The following is a 19,858-nucleotide window of genomic DNA, read 5'->3' as shown; positions in this document are numbered from 1 at the left end:
GCCGAACCCGCAAGGCGACTCACCGAACCCGGTTCAGGAATGGTTTTTGACCCGGCTTTTTTGAGACGCTTTTCAACTTCAAGGACTTATCAATCATGAACAACACCGCACGTTTCCTCTCCATCGCCGCTGTCGCCGCTTTCGCTTCTTTTGGTGCCCAGGCTGACGAAGCCGACGCTTCGCAGTTCGCCACCAAGTTTGAAACCAACCGCACCCGCGCTGAAGTGGCTGCTGAAGCCGCTACCGTGGCCCAGACCCGCTCGATCGAGCCCGCTGGTTCGCGTGTGGTGACCTACAAGTCCACGGCTGACCGTGCTGCCGTGCGTGCCCAGGCTGCTGAAGCTGTGCGCACTGGCAAGATCCCATCGGGCGAAATCAGCGCGATGTAAGAACGCAGAGCTTCCCCGGTGGTAGCCTCGAACGGTTGCTGGCCTGGACCCCGGACTCTGAAAGGGCTCCCACTTGGGAGCCCTTTTTGCGTGGGCAACCGGCTCAGGCCACCAGCGTCTTGAACATCACATGGGCATCGACATAGCCCAGCGTGTGGTGCCTGAAGGCCCCGGGCAGCGTGCCCACGATCGCAAAGCCCAGGTGCTGCCACAGCCGCACGGCGCGCACGTTGCTCGCCACCACCAGGTTGAACTGCATGGCCCGAAAGCCCATGACCACAGCCTGCTGCTGGGAGTTCTCACACATCAACGAGGCCACGCCCTGTCCCTGCGCTGCCGGCGCCACCACATAACCGCAGTTGCACACATGGGCGCCCTGCCCAGGCTGATTCGGCTTGATGAAGTAGGTGCCCAGAATCTCCCCGCCCACGCCCAGGGCGACAAAGGTTGCAGCAGGCAGATCCACCCAGGCTTTGTGGATCTCGGCCTCGGTGCTGTCGGGGGCAAACGCATACGTGTCTCCCGCCTGGAAGGTGGTGCGCAGGATGGGCCACACGGCGGGCCAGTCGGCTGCTTGGAGGGGCCGGATGGTGACGGAAGTGGCAGAAGTTGTCATTGCTAAGACGGACGATGGAGGGTAAGCCCCGCATTCTCCCGCTCCGCATAAAATCCGCCGTCGGCAACGGCCACCCCTTGATGGCGGCGCCCCACCCTGAGTGATCCATCCCATGACCCAGCCTTCTGCCGCTCCGGCAGCCTCTGCCCTGCCTGCCCGCCCTGTGCGCTCCCAGTACGAAGACTTCATGCGCCATGTGTTCACGCACGGCGTGGACAAGTCGGACCGCACGGGCACCGGCACCAAGAGCGTTTTCGGCCACCAGATGCGGTTTGACCTGAAGGAAGGTTTTCCACTGGTCACGACCAAGAAGGTGCACCTCAAGTCCATCATCCAGGAGCTGTTGTGGTTCCTGACCGGCTCCAGCAACAACAACTGGCTGAAAGAGCGCGGCGTGACCATCTGGGACGAATGGGCACGCGAGGACGGCGATCTGGGCCCCGTGTACGGCGTGCAGTGGCGCAGCTGGCCCACGCCAGACGGCGGGCACATCGACCAGATCAGCGACGTCATCAAGACATTGAAAACCAACCCCGACTCGCGCCGCATCATCGTGAGCGCCTGGAACGTGGCCGAACTGCACAAGATGGCGCTGATGCCCTGCCACGCGTTCTTCCAGTTCTACGTGGCCCCGGCGCAAGAGCCCGGTGGGCTCGGCACGCTGAGCTGCCAGCTGTACCAGCGCAGCGCCGACATCTTTCTGGGCGTGCCCTTCAACATCGCCAGCTACGCGCTGCTGACCCACATGGTGGCCCAGCAATGCGACCTGGACGTGGGCGACTTCATCTGGACGGGCGGCGACTGCCACATCTACAGCAACCACCACGACCAGGTGCAAACACAGCTGGCACGCACGCCCTACCCCTACCCTGTGCTGAACATCAAGCGCAAGCCGGACAGCATCTTCGACTACCAGTTTGAAGACTTTGAGGTGCTGGACTACCAGTGCCACCCGGCCATCAAGGCGCCCGTGGCGGTCTGATCACCGCACCCACGCCCCTGCTGCATCTGCCCCGCTTTCACCCACAACCAATACAACGAGTTTCTATCCATGTCTTCCGGCGGATTCCACGTACACGGCCCCCACGACCACGCGGTCGAACATGCCACCCACGGCCACGATGCTGCACACCACGGCGCGGACCACGGCGGCGGCTCGTCCACCAACAAGATCGCCATGTTCACGGCCATCGTGGCCACGGTGGGCGCCATCTTTGCCTACATGGGCGGCGCCACCCAGGCCAATGCGGGCCTGATGAAGAATGACGCGGCCATCAAGAAGACCGAGGCCTCCAACCAGTGGAATTACTTCCAGTCCAAAAGCACCAAACAAAGCCTGGCAGAGCTGGCCCGTGACCTGACCCCGGCCGAAGCCGAGAAGGTCAAATACCAGGCCAAGATCGACCGCTACGAAAAAGAAAAGAACGAGATCAAGACCGCGGCCGAAAAGCTGGAGGCCGATGCCCACGCCTTCGATCAGCAAAGCGAGGCCCAGATGCACCAGCACCACCGCTGGGCCCAGGCCACCACCGCGCTGCAGGTGGCGATTGCCCTGGCCGCGATTGCGCTGCTGACCAAGAAGAAGTGGCTGGAATACGGCATGTACGGCGTGGCCGCCGTGGGCCTGGGTGTGGGCGCGCTGGCGTTCCTGCACATCTGATCCCCTCCCCATTCAAGCACCGAGCGAGCCCCATGCCCCTGCACCTCATCTACGCCCGCGCGGCCAACGGCGTCATCGGCAAGGACAACCGCTTGCCCTGGCACATCCCCGAGGACATGGCGCACTTCAAGCAGCTCACCCAGGGCTGCCCGGTGGTGATGGGCCGCAAAACCTGGGACTCGCTGCCCGCACGCTTTCGCCCCCTGCCCGGCCGCACCAACATCGTGGTGACGCGGCAGGCCGACTGGCAGGCCGACGGTGCCCACCGCGCAGGCAGCCTGGCCGAAGCCCTGGCGCTGTGCGACGCGGGCAAAACCGTGTGGATCATTGGGGGCGCGCAGATCTATGCCGAATCCTTGCCCCTGGCGGACTGCGTGGAGGTGACGGAGATCGCCCAGGACTTTGACGGCGATGCCTATGCCCCCGTGCTGGGCGCAGAATGGGTAGAAACCGCCCGCGAGCACCACGTGAGCACCAACGGGCTGCCGTTCAGCTTTGTGACCCGTGTGCGCCGCAGCTGACGGCGCAGCCCCATCACTCTTTTACTCACATTTTGATAGCTGCCAGCGCATGATCCACTAGCGCTACCGGCCAAAAACCATGCAAATTGCCACCTGGAACGTGAACTCACTGTCGGTGCGCCTGCCCCAGGTGCTGGCCTGGCTGGCCGCCAACCCGGTCGATGCCCTGTGCCTGCAGGAGCTCAAGCTCACCGACGACAAGTTTCCCCACGACGCGTTGAAAGAGGCCGGCTACGAAGCCGTGGCCTTTGGCCAAAAGACCTACAACGGCGTGGCCATCCTGAGCCGCCACCCGCTGCGCGATGTGGTGCGCAACATCCCCGCCTTTGGCGACGAGCAGGCCCGCGTCATCGCCGCCACGCTGGACACGCCGGCAGGCCCGCTGCGCCTGCTCAACGGCTACTTCGTCAACGGCCAGGAGCCGGGCTCGGAAAAGTTCGCCTACAAGATGCGCTGGCTGCAGGCGCTGCAGGACATGGTGCGCGCCGAGATGGCCGCCCACCCGCGGCTGGTGCTGGTGGGCGACTTCAACGTGGCGCCCGAAGACCGCGACTCGTACGACCCCGAGGGCCTGCGCGAGACCATCCACCACACCACCGAAGAGCGCAACCACTTCCAGGCGCTGCTGGCCCTGGGGCTGTCCGATGCCTTCCGCATGTTCGAGCAGCCCGAGAAGAGCTATTCGTGGTGGGACTACCGCATGCTGGGCTTTCAGAAAAACCGGGGCCTGCGCATCGACCACATTCTGGTGAGCGAGGCCCTCAAGCCCACGGTGACGGCCTGCGTGGTGGACCGCGCTCCGCGCAAGAACCCACAGCCCAGCGACCATGCGCCGGTGGTTGTCACGATGAGCGCCTGATGCACCCTTGAGCCGCTCCGCACGCGACGCAAAAAAGGCTGCCAGAGGAATGCTCTGGCAGCCTTTTTCTTGAGGTCAGCCCTCAGCGCAGCAACCGACGCCCGGTCAGGTGCGGTTTACCCAAGGGTCGCCCTCGGCACCTGGGATCAGGGCCGGGGCGAGAACCCGTCGCGCAGCGCGCGCACCTCGTCATGGTTGCGCTGGGCGCCCTGGGCCTGGCGCTCTACCAGAGCACGCACATCGGCAGGCAGCGTAGCCTTCAGCGCCTTGCGGTAGCGGGCCACCGCAGCGTCCTCGCCACGTTCGCACTCTTCGAGCACGGCCTTATCGTCCTGGGTGGACAACGCGGTCTTCACCGACACCCAGCCCCGGTGCAACGCGCCCGCCACGGTCCCCCCCTGCGCGGGGTCGCCATTGAGGCGGCGGATCTCGTGTTCCAGCTCCACGGCGGCAGCCGCACATTCGCGCGAGTGGCGCTGGAAGATACCCTTGAGCTGGCCCGACTCTGCGTGCTCGGCACAGGCATGGAAGCCGTATTCGCCGTCGCGTGCAGACTCCAGCAGGTCGTTGAGCACATCGACCACGTCTTCGGCGTCGATCACGTCCATCGGGCGGTCGCTGGCCAGCGCAGTGCGGTTGGCGGCGCGCTCCCACGCGGCGCGGGTGGCGGGGCGCACATCGGTCCAGGCCAGGCCATCGCTGCCGTGGCGTGCACGCCAGTCGTCGGCCAGGCGCGGCTCGATGGCGTCAAAGTCGCCCTCGTAGCGGCCTACCGACGACCAGCCCAGTTCATAGGCAGGACGGTATTGGTCGTACGTGCGGCCGCCCACGTAGTAGGGCTCGCGGTGGTAGGTCTCGCGCCAGTAGGCGTCTTCTTCGGTGGGGTTGACGGCCTCGGCAGCCGCCTTGCCTGCCAGGCCGCCCGCCACAGCACCCGCCACGCCACCAATGGCAGCGCCGACCGGGCCGCCAAAAGCACCGGCAGCAGCCCCGGCAGCGGCGCCCCCGAGGGCGGCGCCCACGCCCGTTCCGACGGGGTGAGCACCTGGCTCATTGGTCAAGGGGTCACGGTTGGCATCGTTGAAATCCGACATAGGAACATCTCCGGTTGGTTGACAGTGACTTCATTGTTGAAGCCACCTCCGAAGTGCCGGGTCGGCCCAGGGAGGGCCTGCATGTAGGACATGGCCCGCCATGCAGTGCGATACGCAGCGCGCATCCGGGCCGGGTTACAGCGATGCCACCAACGATGTAGTGGCACCTTGCATTGCTACGATTTCAATAGCTGCAGAGGCATGATAAACATGCGCCCGCGGCCATTTTCATACTTCATCCGGCGCGTCCAGCCCCAACTCCTGGATCTTGCGGGTGATGGTGTTGCGCCCAATGCCCAGGCGCTGCGCGGCCTCCATGCGACGGCCGTGGGTGGCCACCAGGGCCGTGCGGATCAGGCGCGACTCAAAGCGCCGCGTGAGCGCGTCCCACACCTCGGGCTGGCCGCCTGCCAGCAGTTTTTGCGCTTCGGTTTCCAGTGCCTGCTCCCAGCTGTGGGCAGCAGCCACAGGGGCTGCGGTGGCGTCGCCCGACCAGGACGCAACGGCCGCAGGTGCAGACGCCGACACCGGAGCAGACGCCTGCGCTGCAGTGTGCAGGCCACCCACCAATTCGGGTGCAGGCTGCGCCACTGGCGCAACAGGGGCCAGCGGGGCTACCGGCATCGATGTCACCGTGGCCGCCGCAGGCTCGGCACCCGCCGTGGCGCGCACTGGCGGCTGGTACACCGGGGCTTCCAGCACCTCGGGCGGCAGGTCCTGCAGCGAAATCACCTGGGCAGGCGCCATCACCGTGAGCCAGTGGCAGATGTTCTCCAGCTGGCGCACATTGCCGGGGAAGGCAAACTGCTCCAGCCGCGCCAGTGCCGAATCGGCAATGCGCTTGGGCTCCACGCCCAGCTGCCGCGCGCTTTGCTGCAGAAAGTGGCGCGTGAGCATGGGCACGTCTTCATGCCGCTCGCGCAGCGCGGGCAGGCGCAGGCGGATCACGTTGAGGCGGTGGAACAAGTCCTCGCGGAAGCCGCCTTCCTTGACGCGCTGCTCCAGGTTCTGGTGGGTGGCGGCAATCACACGCACATGGGCCTTGACGGCCGCATGGCCGCCCACGCGGTAGAACTGGCCGTCGGACAACACGCGCAGCAAGCGCGTCTGCAAATCAAACGGCATGTCGCCGATTTCGTCGAGGAACAGCGTGCCGCCCTCGGCCTGCTCGAAGCGGCCGCGCCGTTGGGTCTGGGCGCCGGTGAAGGCGCCGCGCTCATGGCCGAAGAGTTCGCTCTCCAGCAGGTCCTTGGGAATGGCTGCGGTATTGATGGCCACAAAGGGGCCGTCTGCAACGGGAGAATGCTTGTGCAGCGCACGTGCCACCAGCTCCTTGCCCGAGCCCGATTCGCCGGTGATGAGCACCGTGACCTGGCTTTGCGACAGCCGCCCGATGGCGCGGAACACGTCCTGCATGGCGGGCGCCTGGCCCAGCATTTCGGGGGTCGCGGTCTGGCGCTCTTCGGTGACTTCTTCGCGCTGGCTTTCTTCCACCGCTCGGCGGATCAGCTCCACCGCCTTGGGCAGGTCAAACGGCTTGGGCAGGTATTCGAACGCGCCGCGCTGGAAGGCCGACACAGCGCTGTCGAGGTCGGAGTACGCCGTCATGATGATGACGGGCAGGCCGGGCTGCAGCTCGCGCACCTTCTCCAGCAGTTGCAGGCCCGAGCCTCCGGGCATGCGGATGTCGCTCACCAGAACCTGGGGGCCCTGGCGCGCGGGGTCGCCTGCGGTGACATCGGCCAGTGCGTCCAGCACTTCGCGCGGGTGCGTGAAACTGCGCGTGGGCAGGTTCTCGCGGGCCAGCGCCTTTTCCAGGACGAAGCGGATCGAGGGGTCGTCATCTACTATCCAGATCGGCTTCATATATTTTTCTTACCTTCCCTGTGGTTGCGTGTCAGGGACCGTCATGCGCTGTCAGGGCAAGGGGATCAGGATTCGGAAGTCGGTGCGACCCGGTACGCTGTCGCATTCGATCAACCCGTGGTGACGCTGCACGAAGGTTTGCGCCAACGTCAGCCCCAGCCCTGATCCGCCGTCCCGACCCGATACCAGTGGATAAAAAATCCGCTCCTTGATGGCATCGGGTACGCCCGGTCCGTTGTCGATGACATGCAATTCCAGTGCCAGCCGGTAGCGCTGCCGGCCGAACGTGACCTGGCGGGCCACACGCGTGCGCAGCGTGATCACGGCATCCCCCTTGGCGATGCGCTCTGACAGCGCCTGGGCTGCGTTCTGCACGATGTTCAGCACCGCCTGAATGAGCTGCGCGCGGTCCCCGCGAAACTCGGGAATCGAGGTGTCGTAGTCGCGCTGCACCTTGAGGCCCTGCGGGTATTCGACCAGCACGAGCGAACGCACGCGCTCGCACACCTCGTGGATGTTCACATCGCCCACCAGGTGCGGGTGGCGATGGGGCGCGAGCAGCCGGTCCACCAGGCTCTGCAGGCGGTCGGCCTCGTGGATGATGACCTGGGTGTATTCGGTGAGCTCCCGGTTGTCGAGCTCCATCTCCAGCAGCTGTGCCGCGCCCCGAATGCCGCCCAGCGGGTTCTTGATCTCGTGGGCCAGGTTGCGGATCAGCTCCTTGTTGGCCTGGGCCTGGTCACGCAGGCGCTCTTCGCGGTCCTGGCGGGCCTGCTGCTCCAGCGGCCACAGCTCCACCAGAATTTCGCCCACCTGCTCGGCATCGGCCACGTTGACATGCACGGGTACCGGGTCCTGGTGCAGGCGCTTCAGGCTGGCCTCGTAGCGCAGCGCGGCAAAGTCCTTGCCCCGGGCGCCCGCCAGTGCGGTCTGCAGCAGTGCCGGGTCGGTGAAGAAGGTAGAGAAGTCCGCCCCTTCCAGGGTGCGGCGCGAGAGGCCCAGTGTGTTTTCCAGCGCGGCATTGGCAAACTGCACCGCGCCATCGTCAGCGCGCAGCACCGCCACCAGGGTGGACATCAGGTCCAGGGAATGAAAACGCCCGGTGTCAGTGCCGGGAAGGTCGGAGGAAGAAGGGGCACTCACACGCAATCACCGCGGTCAGTTGGTGGGTGCAGCAGGGGCAGGCAGGCGGGCAATCTCGCGCTTGATACCCGCAATGTCACTCTCGCTGCGGGCCACGCTGGCCTTGAGTTCGGCCGTGCGTTCGGTGTAGCGCTGGGGGTTGCGCAGATCGAGTGCGTTGCGCTCGGGGGCGCCGTTGTTGTATTCCTTGAGCAGTTCGGCATGGCGCGTTTCCGCCTTGCGCAGCTCGGACTCCAGAATCGCGCGGGCATCCGAGTCGCGGGATTTTTGCTCGTTGTTGCTGACGCGTGGAGCGTTTGCGGGCGAGGTCGCAGACGACGGGGCTGCCGCACCACCCGCTGCAGGAGCTGCGGCAGACGCTGGGCGGGTGCCCTGCACCACGGTAACGTTGCCGCCCTCCACCAGCTTGCAGCCGCGCTCCTTGGCTTGCTGGGCGTTGTTGGTGTATTCGTTGCCGCAACGGTAGATGCGGTCTTGCGCCTGGACTGCGGGGACGGTGGCGGCAATGAGGAGCAGGGTGATGAGCGTTTTATTCATTCGGTTTCCTCGCACTGACATGCAGGGGACAGGGGAGTATCCCCCAATCACCCTACATCTCCAATCCAACAAGGGCAGACCCTTGAAGGGCTGTGTATACGGATGCAACACCTGGCGTCTTGGTTCCGCCGCACGCGTTCGGCGCAGGTAGCGCCGCCGCCCGCCCATGAAAAAAGGCGGCTTGCGCCGCCTTTTCTTGAGCAATGGTCTGCAGGCAGACGATTACAGCGAGTAGTACATGTCGTACTCGACAGGGTGCACTGCCATGCGGAAGCGGGTCACTTCGTTCATCTTCAGATCGATGTAGGCGTCGATCATGCTGTCGGTGAACACGCCACCCTTGGTCAGGAACGCGCGGTCCTTGTCCAGATGTTCCAGGGCCTGGTCCAGGCTGTGGCATACGGTGGGCACCAGCTTGTCTTCTTCTGGAGGCAGGTGGTACAGGTCCTTCGTAGCGGCTTCGCCAGGATGGATCTTGTTTTCCACGCCGTCCAGACCGGCCATCAGCAGGGCTGCGAAGCCCAGGTAGGGGTTCATCAGTGGATCGGGGAAGCGGGCTTCCACGCGACGGCCCTTGGGGTTGGCCACGTAAGGGATACGGATCGAAGCGGAACGGTTCTTGGCCGAGTAGGCCAGCTTCACCGGTGCTTCGAAGTGAGGCACCAGGCGCTTGTAGCTGTTGGTACCGGGGTTGGTGATGGCGTTCAGGGCACGGGCGTGCTTGATGATGCCGCCGATGTAGTACAGCGCGAAGTCCGACAGACCAGCATAGCCATCGCCAGCGAACAGGTTCTTGCCGTCCTTCCAGACGGACTGGTGCACGTGCATGCCGGAGCCGTTGTCGCCGTGGTAAGGCTTAGGCATGAAAGTGGCGGTCTTGCCGTAGGCGTTGGCCACGTTGTGGATCACGTACTTTTGCAGGATGGTCCAGTCGGCGCGCTCAACCAGGGTGCTGAAACGGGTACCGATTTCGTTCTGGCCAGCGCCCGCCACTTCGTGGTGGAACACTTCGACTGGAATGCCCAGGGATTCGAGGATCAGGGACATCTCGGCGCGCATGTCTTGCGTGCTGTCGACGGGAGGCACGGGGAAGTAGCCGCCCTTGACGGTGGGACGGTGGCCACGGTTGCCGCCTTCGAGCTTGGCGCCTGTGTTCCAGGGGGCTTCGTACTCTTCGATTTCGTAGAACGTGTTGTTGGGTTCGGTGCTCCAGCGCACGCCGTCGAAGATGAAGAATTCTGGCTCGGGACCGAAGTAGGCCGTGTCGCCCAGGCCGGAGGCCTTCAGGTAAGCTTCAGCGCGCTTGGCAATGGAGCGGGGATCGCGGTCGTAGGCCTTGCCGTCGGTGGGCTCGATCACGTCGCAGGTCAGGATCAGCGTCGTTTCTTCAAAGAACGGATCGATGTTGGCCGTGCTCGGGTCGGGGATCAGCTGCATGTCGGAGGCTTCAATGCCCTTCCAACCGGCGATCGACGAGCCGTCAAAGGCATGGCCCGAAGTGAACTTGTCTTCGTCGAAGTGAGAGACGGGCACCGTGGTGTGCTGTTGTTTGCCACGGGTATCGGTGAAACGGAAGTCAACGAACTTGACTTCGTTCTCCTTCACCATCTTCATCACGTCTGCAACGGTCTTGGCCATCAGGTTCTCCTGGATAAAGCGCTTGTTGAAAAAAGAGTTTGCCGAAATAAAAGCAGTTTGCGTGCCAGCCGAGTGCAGCACCGCACTATGAAGGAGCGCTACCCGCGACAGGTCGGCGTGGCATACGCCAAAAAGCACCAATATGGTGCAATCCATCTACCAAATCTGAGTCTCACAGGTTGCGCACCAATTCAGGGCCGCAATTTGCACCAAATTCGTGCAATCCTGTTTTCAAAGCCTGCCATGCAGCAGGCACCGAGGACGCGGGCCCTTTGACACCCAGTTCGATATGCCGCCCGTATTGTGGATGATCTACGCTGGGCAAACTGAACACCCGCACATCCGGGTGCGATTTTTCAATCTGCTCCATGAGGGGCGTCAAGGCTGCCTCCATCGCACCATAAACCACCACCGACTGCTCGGTCTGCGGTGCTAGGTTGAAATGGGCTGCGTAGTGGTGCTCCAGCACCCATTCGATCATGGGCCAGGCCATGACTGGGAAGCCCGGAACGAAGTGCACGGCACCGCCCCCAGCCCCGTCGCAACTGAAGCCGGGGATCTTGTTGTAGGGATTGGGGATGATGCGCGCACCCACCGGGAACATGCCCATGTTGAGGCGGTGCACGTTGTCGGACCGGTCGGGCTCATAGGGCACGCCCTGCTCGCGCGCCACATCCTGCATGCGTTCGCGGATCAGCGTCTCGGCTTCTGGGTGCAGGGCCAGATCCCGGCCCAGGGCACGTCCAGCACATTGCCGCGTGTGGTCGTCTGGGGTTGCGCCAATGCCGCCACACGAGAACACCACATCGGCCGACGCGAACGCCCGCTGCAAAGTGGCCGTGATGCGGTCCGGGCTGTCGCCCACATAGTCGGCATAGGCCAGCGACAGGCCCCGCGCCGATAACAGCTCGATCACCTTGGGCATGTGCTTGTCGGCCCTTTTGCCTGACAGTATCTCGTCACCGACGATGATGAGACCAAAGGTGGGGGTCATGGTGGATTGTCTCCAGGGTTCGGATTTGCAGGGGGCCGCAGCGCGGGGGCTGGGGGTGCCGCCATGTTCAGAGCTGGCGCTTCTTTGGGGTGCACAGCCGCTTCGGCCAATGGGGCGGGCCCGGTCATCGGCGCCATGGTGGCCCGCTCGGCACGCAAGCGCTGCAGGGCGGCCAGACCGTAGTGCGTGAACCACAGCGAGGAAAACGCGAACACCAGGGTGTAGATCCAGATCGCCAGCGGCACCAGCACAAAAAACGCGGCGGCAAACACCACGCCCGATGCCCACACAATGCTGGGCGCTGCCCCGAGGTAGCCCGTGACGATGCCAATGCCCAGCAGGCTGCTGCGATGGCGGCGGAATATCTCCAGGCGCTCTTCTTTGCTGGCGTGATCTGCCAGGGCGTCGAACACCATCACCCGGTAGGTCAGCCAACCCCAGATCAGCGGCGGCAGGATGAGCACCAGCGGCGGCACCAGCCACAGCGGAACGGACACCACCAGCGCCACCAGCGCCAACACCGTGGACCCTACCGACCAGGCCACACTCGCAATGAAGGACCCGCCCTTCTTGCGCTCCAGATCCGGAAACCGCCGCGCAGCCACCAATGCCACCAGGGCGGGGGTCATGAGTACCGCTACGGCCAGCAGCGACACCACCACCAGCACAGGCGCCACGGCCAGCACCACCATCAACGGCGCCATGACAGCAGTCACATCCCCCAGGCCCCAGCCCTGAAGCCAACCCCAAACGCTGGCCAGCAACGAGGACGCATCGAGCAATGCGCGCATCCCCTGCACCGCCGCGTCCCAGTAGAAGTAACCCAGGCCGAGTGCCAAAACGGCGATCAAGAACAGAGGCAAGAGCGACAACGCAATCACCCGCGGACGCAGGCAATAGGCAGCGGCACGCCAGAAAGAATCAAGCAGTAATCCCATGGCGGCAAGCATACAGGCAGCGCCCGCCAAGCCGCTCAGGCCTTGCCCAGCAACCTCAGTACGCCCCGCCATTGCTGGGACCAGAACCCCGCGCCGTAGTCGCGCACACGGCCATCGGGGCCCGGCTCGACCTGGTCGCGCACGCCCGTGGGGTCAAAGCGCTTTTCAAAGTTGGCCGTGCCCATCAGCATGTCCCACCAGGGCAGAAGCACCCCGAAGTTGTGGCCGCCGAGCACCACGCGCGGCTGCGCGGCTGGCAAACCTGCTGCAGCGTCAGTCGCTGGCTTGACCGTCTCGTGGCCAATGCCGATGCTGTGGTGCCGGCGGTGAAACCTGGGGCTGATCCAGAGCCGCTCACCCACCTGACCAAACCACAGCCGCACGTTGGCGTGCTGAAAGCTCTCGCTGAGCTGGGTGATAGCCACGATGGCAATGAACTGCCCCGGCGCCACACCAATCAGCTGCGCCACCGTCACCAGAATCACGTCGCGCAGCAGGTCATCAAGCAGGTGGTTGCGGTTGTCGCTCCACATCGTCATCTGCTGCTGTGCATGGTGCAGCGAATGCAGGCGCCACCACCACTCAAAGTGATGCTGCCCCCGGTGGATCCAGTAGTCCACAAAATCGAACACCACCAGATACAGCAGCAAGCTGACCCAGGAGATGTCCGTCACACCCGGCCAGAGGCCATCGAGCTGGAACGTGCTGACACCCGCCACACGCAAGGCACCAAACAGTGAATCCGCCAGCGGATCCACCGTGAAAAACAGCGCCAGCCGGAACAGTCCCAGCCGGTGAATCAGGGTGTAGAGGATGTCAGTGCGGACGGTGGCGCGGTCATTGATCTGCTCCACCGGCCACCAGCGCTGCATGGGGCCAATCACAGCCACGATGACCACCAGCTGCAGCAATCCCACCAGCAGCCAGCCGGAGGCCTCATAGCCGTTCTCCAGCAGGCTGGCCAGCCCTGTGGTGAACATCAGCGGCTGCAGCACGCTCTCAAAAAGCCATTGCTGCACGCTGTCAAATACACCGCCTAGCCATCCCATCGTGTCGCGCTCCCTGGCACCTGGTTATTCATGCAAACATGCGGCGCGTGCGCCCGCAGCCACGGCGCACGCGATCCAACTTGATCCCACAGCCCATCTAGCGAACCTGAGCCGCTGCGGCCGCATAGTCAGGATGATCCCGCAAGGTGCGAAAGCAAAACCCTCGCTGCTTGAGCCCTTCAATCAAAGGCTCCAGCACAGCGGGCGCCCAGGCGTCCTTGCGCGACCAGATCCCCAGGTGCGCCAGCAGGATGTCGCCACTGCGCACATCACGCAGCGCCTTGTTCAGCAGCGCGGTGTTGCTGGCCGTCTCACTGGGCAGCTCATCCCCCAAGAAGCCGGCAGGCGACCACCCCACATGCACATAACCGCAGGCCTTCGCGCTGGCAATCAATTGTGCAGAGGTCTTGCCGCCAGGCGCGCGGAACAGGGGCAAAGGCGTCTTGCCGGTAATGGCCTTCAAACGATCCGCAGCACGGGCAATTTCTTCGCAGTATTCAGCTGCGGACATCACAAAGCTTTGACCCTCACGCTGTCCCGCAGAGGGACGGACCCGAAATGCCGGATGCGACGCGCCGCCAGCATCGGCACGCCAGTAGGTGTGGTTCCAGGTGTGGGAAGCAAACTCATGGCCCTCCGCGGCGCGTGCACGCCACCACGGGGCCCAATGGTCTCCAAGACTTCCATCGCCTTCTTTCGTGCGCTCGTTTGCAGCAAAGAAGGTCACGTGCACCTGCTGGCGCCTGAGCACCTCAGCCACCAAAGGCGCCACTTCCATGTGGCCAGTGTCAAAGGTCAGGTACAGGGGCTTTTTGCATTCATTCTGCGCGGTAGCGCTAGTGAAACATGCCCAAAAAGCTATCAATACAATAGCATCGCGACGCCTGCTGCGTGATCCACAAAAAGCGCTGAGGAACATACCTCTCACCGGCTGTACCGCGCTCAACGTGGCGCGTGTTGCAGGGTCCATACGCCGTGGGGCGATTTACCCACGTTGACCTGGCGCACCACCTTCTTTGCCTGGGTGTCCACCACAGACAGCTTCCGGGCCCAACGCGAACTGACGTAGATATAACGGCCATCCGCCGAAACATCCATGCAATCGGGCCCGCCCGGCACGGGGTACGACTCGACGACCTGCTGGGTGTTCATGTCGATCTTGCTGATCGAGTTGGCCACGCGATTGCTCACATACAGGTGGTGCCCGTCGCCAGCAGCACGAAAGGCGTGAGCACCGTTGCCTGTCTTGATCCGCTTGACGCTGACCGCTTCACGCCCGGAGATATCGAACACCTCCACGCTGTCACCGCCCGTCAGTCCCACAAACAGGTGCTTGCCATCGGAACTGCCGTAGACATCCGCAGGCATGGGGCCTGTTTTGACGCGCCATTTGATGGTCTGGGTGGCAATATCAATCGCCACCAGTTCGTCACTGTCCTGCATGGTCGAATAGACGGTGGTGCTGCGGCTATCGATCCACAGATGGCTGGGGGTGCGCGATGTGGCCACGCGCTGCACCAGGGTCAGGTCCTTGCCGTCCCAGCGGTAAAAGTCCACGTGATTCAGACGGTTGGCGGCCGTGATGAACCATTTCATGTCGGGACTGAATCGCAGATGGTAGGGGTCCACAATCCCACGTACGGTTCGCTGCACCTCGGCGGTACGGGGGTCCACAAACGTCAGCGTGTCACCGAGCGCGTTGGCCACGATGATCGACTTTTCATCGGGGGTCAGATACAGATGGTGCGGCTCTTTACCTGTAGGTATGCGGGCCGTCTCAGTCCAGGTCACCGGGTCGATGACGCTGACGTTGGCCTCCAGCGAATTGAGTACAAAAAGCGGCGGAGCGCCCGCCGCCACACTGGCCAAGGAGTAACACCACCCACCAAGGGCCACAACGCAGATGCGTGCAATCGAGAGAATCTTCACAAAACCACTTTCAACACAGCCTTGAAGTGTAGCGCCGCGCCCAGCGCGGACCCGAGCGACAACACGTAACATCAGGACGATCGTGCTCTCTTTGACTCAGGTCATCCCGGTATTGCGCTGCCTGGGGTGCCAAACCATATCGCAGGGCGAGACCACAACTTGCCAGCAGAGCTCTCCCAGCGTCAGCAGTCAAGGGATCAACGACATGAGGCACAGTGCCCTGGCCGCGCGCTCTGAGCCAGTCAAAAGAGGCCACTCCTCCGGACAACATGCTCAAGCGTTGCTGTTCAACAGTGACAGATCGGAAGCATTGAGCCATCGCCATTGGCCGGGGGCCAAATCCGCAGGCAAATCCATGCTTCCAATGCGAGAGCGATGTAGCCCCTCCACCCTATTGCCAACCGCTGCAATCATCCGCTTGACCTGGTGGTACTTGCCCTCAGTCAGCGTCATATCCAAGCGATGGGAACCCACAATGGAGCAGTTTGCAGCACGCACCGGCGTGGGATCATCGTCCAGCACAACCCCCGCCAACAATTTCGACACCTGTGTCTCGTCCACCGGGTGTTTGGTCGTCACTTGGTAAACCTTCGGAACATGCTTCTTGGGCGAACTCAAGCGATGAATGAATTGCCCGTCATCGCTCAATAGCAACATACCCGTTGTGTCCTGATCAAGGCGCCCTACCGCCTGCACTCCTTGTACCGCACTCTTCGTGGGCCGCTGGCGCAACGGCGGAGGCAGAAGCGTGTAGATGCTGGGGTACGTAGAAGGCTTCTGAGAACACTCCGTGCCGGCGGGTTTGTGAAGCAGCACGTAGGCTTTGGCGTGGAACGGCCAATCCACACCCTGCACACGTAACAGCAGTCCTTCAGTCTCATAGCCTGCGGTAGCCTCCGTGCAGAGCACGTACTCGGCATTGGGCGAAGATGCCTCACGCACCGAGACCCATCCCTGCTGAATAAGGCCTGCGCAAACACGACGCGTACCAAAACCTTGGGAATACAGAATGTCTTGTAGTTGCATGGTCAATACCCGGGGGTCAGCGAGAAGGGATGATTTGTTGTTATCCCAAAGCAAAAAACCCCAGTCATAACTGACTGGGGTTTTCTGGGCTGTAAGAGCCTGACGATGACCTACTTTCACACGGGAACCCGCACTATCATCGGCGCAAAGTCGTTTCACTGTCCTGTTCGGGATGGGAAGGAGTGGGACCAACTTGCTATGGTCATCAGGCATAACTTGGTGCTGGGCAGTTTTTGTGAACTGCCTGGCGAATTCATAGAGTCTGGAATCAGATGTTTGTGTTTTGACTGCGTCTAACTTGGCATAACAGACTTTGAGCTTCACGCTGTGAGCGTGTTGGCTATCAAAGTTATAGGGTCAAGCCGCACGAGCAATTAGTATCAGTTAGCTTAACGCATTACTGCGCTTCCACACCTGACCTATCAACGTCCTGGTCTTGAACGACTCTTTAGGGGGCTCAAGGCCCCGGCAGATCTCATCTTGAAACGAGTTTCCCGCTTAGATGCTTTCAGCGGTTATCTCTTCCACACTTAGCTACTCGGCAATGCCACTGGCGTGACAACCGATACACCAGAGGTGTGTCCACTCCGGTCCTCTCGTACTAGGAGCAGGCTTCCTCAAATCTGCAGCGCCCACGGAAGATAGGGACCAAACTGTCTCACGACGTTTTAAACCCAGCTCACGTACCTCTTTAAATGGCGAACAGCCATACCCTTGGGACCGGCTACAGCCCCAGGATGAGATGAGCCGACATCGAGGTGCCAAACACCGCCGTCGATATGAACTCTTGGGCGGTATCAGCCTGTTATCCCCAGAGTACCTTTTATCCGTTGAGCGATGGCCCTTCCATACAGAACCACCGGATCACTATGTCCTGCTTTCGCATCTGCTCGACTTGTCAGTCTCGCAGTTAAGCACGCTTATGCCATTGCACTATCGTCACGATGTCCGACCGTAACTAGCGTACCTTCGAACTCCTCCGTTACGCTTTGGGAGGAGACCGCCCCAGTCAAACTGCCTACCATGCACTGTCCCCGATCCAGATAATGGACCTAGGTTAGAACCTCAAACACACCAGGGTGGTATTTCAACGTTGGCTCCATGAGAACTAGCGTCCTCACTTCAAAGCCTCCCACCTATCCTACACAGATCTGTTCAAAGTCCAATACAAAGCTACAGTAAAGGTTCATGGGGTCTTTCCGTCTTTCCGCGGGGAGATTGCATCATCACAAACATTTCAACTTCGCTGAGTCTCAGGAGGAGACAGTGTGGCCATCGTTACGCCATTCGTGCAGGTCGGAACTTACCCGACAAGGAATTTCGCTACCTTAGGACCGTTATAGTTACGGCCGCCGTTTACTGGGACTTCAATCAAGAGCTTGCACCCCATCATTTAATCTTCCAGCACCGGGCAGGCGTCACACCCTATACGTCCACTTTCGTGTTTGCAGAGTGCTGTGTTTTTATTAAACAGTCGCAGCCACCGATTTTTTGCAACCCCGTTGGGCTCCCTCTGTACGAGTTCACCTACTTGGGGCATACCTTCTCCCGAAGTTACGGTATCAATTTGCCGAGTTCCTTCTCCTGAGTTCTCTCAAGCGCCTTAGAATACTCATCTCGCGCACCAGTGTCGGTTTGCGGTACGGTCGTCAATAGCTGAAGCTTAGTGGCTTTTCCTGGAAGCAGGGTATCACTCACTTCGTCTGCAAGCAGACTCGTTATCACCCCTCATCTAAGCCCGGCGGATTTGCCTACCAGGCACGACTACAGGCTTGAACCAACATATCCAACAGTTGGCTGAGCTAACCTTCTCCGTCCCCACATCGCACTATTGATCGGTACAGGAATATTGACCTGTTTCCCATCAGCTACGCATCTCTGCCTCGCCTTAGGGGCCGACTCACTCTACGCCGATGAACGTTGCGTAGAAAACCTTGCGCTTACGGCGAGGGGGCTTTTCACCCCCTTTAACGCTACTCATGTCAGCATTCGCACTTCTGATACCTCCAGCATCCGTTACCAGACACCTTCACAGGCCTACAGAACGCTCTCCTACCACTTGCAATAAATTGCAAATCCGCAGCTTCGGTAACTGGCTTAGCCCCGTTACATCTTCCGCGCAGGACGACTCGATCAGTGAGCTATTACGCTTTCTTTAAATGATGGCTGCTTCTAAGCCAACATCCTGACTGTTTTAGCCTTCCCACTTCGTTTCCCACTTAGCCAATTTTAGGGACCTTAGCTGGCGGTCTGGGTTGTTTCCCTCTTGAGTCCGGACGTTAGCACCCGGTGCTCTGTCTCCCAAGCTGTACTCTGCGGTATTCGGAGTTTGCATAGGTTTGGTAAGTCGCCATGACCCCCTAGCCTAAACAGTGCTCTACCCCCGCAGGTAATACTTGAGGCACTACCTAAATAGTTTTCGGAGAGAACCAGCTATTTCCAAGTTTGTTTAGCCTTTCACCCCTATCCACAGCTCATCCCCTAGTTTTGCAACACTAGTGGGTTCGGACCTCCAGTACCTGTTACGGCACCTTCATCCTGGCCATGGATAGATCACTTGGTTTCGGGTCTACACCCAGCGACTGATTCGCCCTATTCGGACTCGATTTCTCTACGGCTTCCCTATTCGGTTAACCTTGCCACTGAATGTAAGTCGCTGACCCATTATACAAAAGGTACGCAGTCACCCTTGCGGGCTCCTACTTTTTGTAAGCATGCGGTTTCAGGATCTATTTCACTCCCCTCCCGGGGTTCTTTTCGCCTTTCCCTCACGGTACTGGTTCACTATCGGTCGATTACGAGTATTTAGCCTTGGAGGATGGTCCCCCCATATTCAGACAGGATTTCTCGTGTCCCGCCCTACTTTTCTCTAACTTAGTACCACACGTCTGTTTTCGCATACAGGGCTATCACCTGCTATGGCCGGACTTTCCATCCCGTTTTGCTAACAGTCGTGCTATCACTAGAAGGCTCTTCCGATTTCGCTCGCCACTACTTTCGGAATCTCGGTTGATGTCTTTTCCTCGAGCTACTGAGATGTTTCAGTTCACCCGGTTCGCCTCGCATACCTATGTATTCAGTATGCGATACCTCTTGCGAGGTGGGTTTCCCCATTCAGAAATCTCCGGATCAAAGCTTATTTGCCAGCTCCCCGAAGCTTATCGCAGGCTATCACGTCTTTCGTCGCCTGTAATCGCCAAGGCATCCACCACATGCTCTTAGTCACTTGACCCTATAACTTTGACATCTCTTTCAAGATATCGCCGTCATCTCAAGGACTTGCCAGGTCTTTCACCTGACGCGTTATGCCGTAATGTGAATAATTCCTCGATATCACTATCAAGAAACATTCGTCATTACTGAGTTCAAATTACCTCGCAATCACTTTCGCAATCACGTTTGCTCATTGAACATTCGTTTTGACGCAATCAAAAATTTGTCACCAGGGGCACGGTCTGCACTAAACCTTTACGAATGTGCAGTTTCCCCTGGCAACTCTGATTTCGACTCTATGAATTTTTAAAGAACAGCCGATTGATCAATCGATATTGATCAACAACAAAGCAGCCTCTTTCAAAGCAGCTTTGGTGTTGAATTTC

At 61.0% G+C, this 19,858-nt stretch carries 17 protein-coding genes and 2 rRNA genes; 5 read left to right on the top strand and 14 right to left on the bottom strand.

Annotated elements, in window-relative coordinates; genetic code table 11:
• Positions 1-95: 95 nt before the first annotated feature.
• Entirely contained in the window at positions 96-389 is a 294-nt protein-coding gene (locus C8C95_RS17970; RefSeq protein ID WP_116749467.1) for a DUF4148 domain-containing protein, read from the top strand.
• 103 nt (positions 390-492) lie between these two features.
• Here C8C95_RS17970 and C8C95_RS17965 read toward each other — a convergent pair whose 3' ends face one another.
• Positions 493-1,005, bottom strand: a complete 513-nt coding sequence (locus tag C8C95_RS17965) for a GNAT family N-acetyltransferase (protein WP_116749466.1) — start codon at positions 1,003-1,005, stop codon at positions 493-495.
• 112 nt (positions 1,006-1,117) lie between these two features.
• Here C8C95_RS17965 and C8C95_RS17960 point away from each other — a divergent pair, with 112 nt between their 5' ends.
• From C8C95_RS17960 to xth, 4 genes are all read left to right on the top strand, one after another.
• Positions 1,118-1,987, top strand: coding sequence for a thymidylate synthase (locus tag C8C95_RS17960; protein WP_116749465.1), 870 nt, complete (start codon positions 1,118-1,120; stop codon positions 1,985-1,987).
• A 69-nt stretch (positions 1,988-2,056) separates the two neighbouring features.
• Positions 2,057-2,665, top strand: a complete 609-nt coding sequence (locus C8C95_RS17955) for a DUF4337 domain-containing protein (RefSeq protein WP_056743682.1) — start codon at positions 2,057-2,059, stop codon at positions 2,663-2,665.
• A 32-nt stretch (positions 2,666-2,697) separates the two neighbouring features.
• A complete protein-coding gene (locus C8C95_RS17950) occupies positions 2,698-3,186 on the top strand; it encodes a dihydrofolate reductase (protein WP_116749464.1) in 489 nt (162 codons plus the stop codon).
• Between the two features lie 79 nt (positions 3,187-3,265).
• Positions 3,266-4,045: an exodeoxyribonuclease III gene (xth, locus tag C8C95_RS17945; protein ID WP_116749463.1), complete on the top strand. Its 780-nt coding sequence runs from the start codon at positions 3,266-3,268 to the stop codon at positions 4,043-4,045.
• Between the two features lie 146 nt (positions 4,046-4,191).
• On the opposite strand, the gene C8C95_RS17940 is transcribed toward xth, so the two are convergent.
• The 13 genes from C8C95_RS17940 to C8C95_RS17880 all read right to left on the bottom strand — a co-directional run bounded on the left by C8C95_RS17940 (position 4,192) and on the right by C8C95_RS17880 (position 19,491).
• Positions 4,192-5,139 carry a PA2169 family four-helix-bundle protein gene (locus C8C95_RS17940; protein ID WP_056067120.1) on the bottom strand — a complete coding sequence of 316 codons (948 nt, stop codon included), beginning with the start codon at positions 5,137-5,139 and terminating at the stop codon, positions 4,192-4,194.
• 228 nt (positions 5,140-5,367) lie between these two features.
• Positions 5,368-7,005, bottom strand: a complete 1,638-nt coding sequence (gene ntrC / locus C8C95_RS17935; RefSeq protein ID WP_116749462.1) for a nitrogen regulation protein NR(I) — start codon at positions 7,003-7,005, stop codon at positions 5,368-5,370.
• 51 nt (positions 7,006-7,056) lie between these two features.
• A complete protein-coding gene (glnL, locus tag C8C95_RS17930; protein ID WP_043566259.1) occupies positions 7,057-8,082 on the bottom strand; it encodes a nitrogen regulation protein NR(II) in 1,026 nt (341 codons plus the stop codon).
• A gap of 81 nt (positions 8,083-8,163) precedes the next feature.
• On the bottom strand, positions 8,164-8,685 hold the full coding sequence (locus C8C95_RS17925; RefSeq protein WP_056067114.1) for a hypothetical protein: 522 nt from the start codon (positions 8,683-8,685) through the stop codon (positions 8,164-8,166).
• A 222-nt stretch (positions 8,686-8,907) separates the two neighbouring features.
• A complete protein-coding gene (glnA, locus tag C8C95_RS17920; RefSeq protein ID WP_056067757.1) occupies positions 8,908-10,323 on the bottom strand; it encodes a type I glutamate--ammonia ligase in 1,416 nt (471 codons plus the stop codon).
• A 172-nt stretch (positions 10,324-10,495) separates the two neighbouring features.
• On the bottom strand, positions 10,496-11,317 hold the full coding sequence (locus tag C8C95_RS17915) for a molybdopterin-binding protein (RefSeq protein ID WP_116749461.1): 822 nt from the start codon (positions 11,315-11,317) through the stop codon (positions 10,496-10,498).
• Positions 11,314-12,255, bottom strand: coding sequence for an EI24 domain-containing protein (locus C8C95_RS17910; protein ID WP_116750342.1), 942 nt, complete (start codon positions 12,253-12,255; stop codon positions 11,314-11,316). The genes C8C95_RS17915 and C8C95_RS17910 overlap by 4 nt, the downstream gene beginning before the upstream one ends.
• A 35-nt stretch (positions 12,256-12,290) precedes the next feature.
• Positions 12,291-13,304, bottom strand: a complete 1,014-nt coding sequence (locus tag C8C95_RS17905) for a sterol desaturase family protein (protein WP_116749460.1) — start codon at positions 13,302-13,304, stop codon at positions 12,291-12,293.
• A 97-nt stretch (positions 13,305-13,401) separates the two neighbouring features.
• Complete coding sequence (locus C8C95_RS17900) at positions 13,402-14,223, bottom strand: polysaccharide deacetylase family protein (protein WP_116749459.1); 822 nt, start codon at positions 14,221-14,223, stop codon at positions 13,402-13,404.
• 23 nt (positions 14,224-14,246) lie between these two features.
• Complete coding sequence (locus C8C95_RS17895) at positions 14,247-15,233, bottom strand: YncE family protein (RefSeq protein WP_116749458.1); 987 nt, start codon at positions 15,231-15,233, stop codon at positions 14,247-14,249.
• A gap of 273 nt (positions 15,234-15,506) precedes the next feature.
• A complete protein-coding gene (locus C8C95_RS17890; RefSeq protein ID WP_116749457.1) occupies positions 15,507-16,259 on the bottom strand; it encodes a 16S rRNA pseudouridine(516) synthase in 753 nt (250 codons plus the stop codon).
• Between the two features lie 97 nt (positions 16,260-16,356).
• A 5S ribosomal RNA gene (rrf, locus tag C8C95_RS17885) occupies positions 16,357-16,469 on the bottom strand.
• A gap of 143 nt (positions 16,470-16,612) precedes the next feature.
• Positions 16,613-19,491: ribosomal RNA gene (locus C8C95_RS17880) — 23S ribosomal RNA — on the bottom strand.
• Between the last annotated feature and the right edge of the window lie 367 nt (positions 19,492-19,858).

It is taken from the genome of Acidovorax sp. 99, from assembly GCF_003096455.1.
Lineage (GTDB): Bacteria > Pseudomonadota > Gammaproteobacteria > Burkholderiales > Burkholderiaceae_C > Acidovorax > Acidovorax delafieldii.
This window is presented reverse-complemented; position numbering and strand designations above follow the sequence as displayed.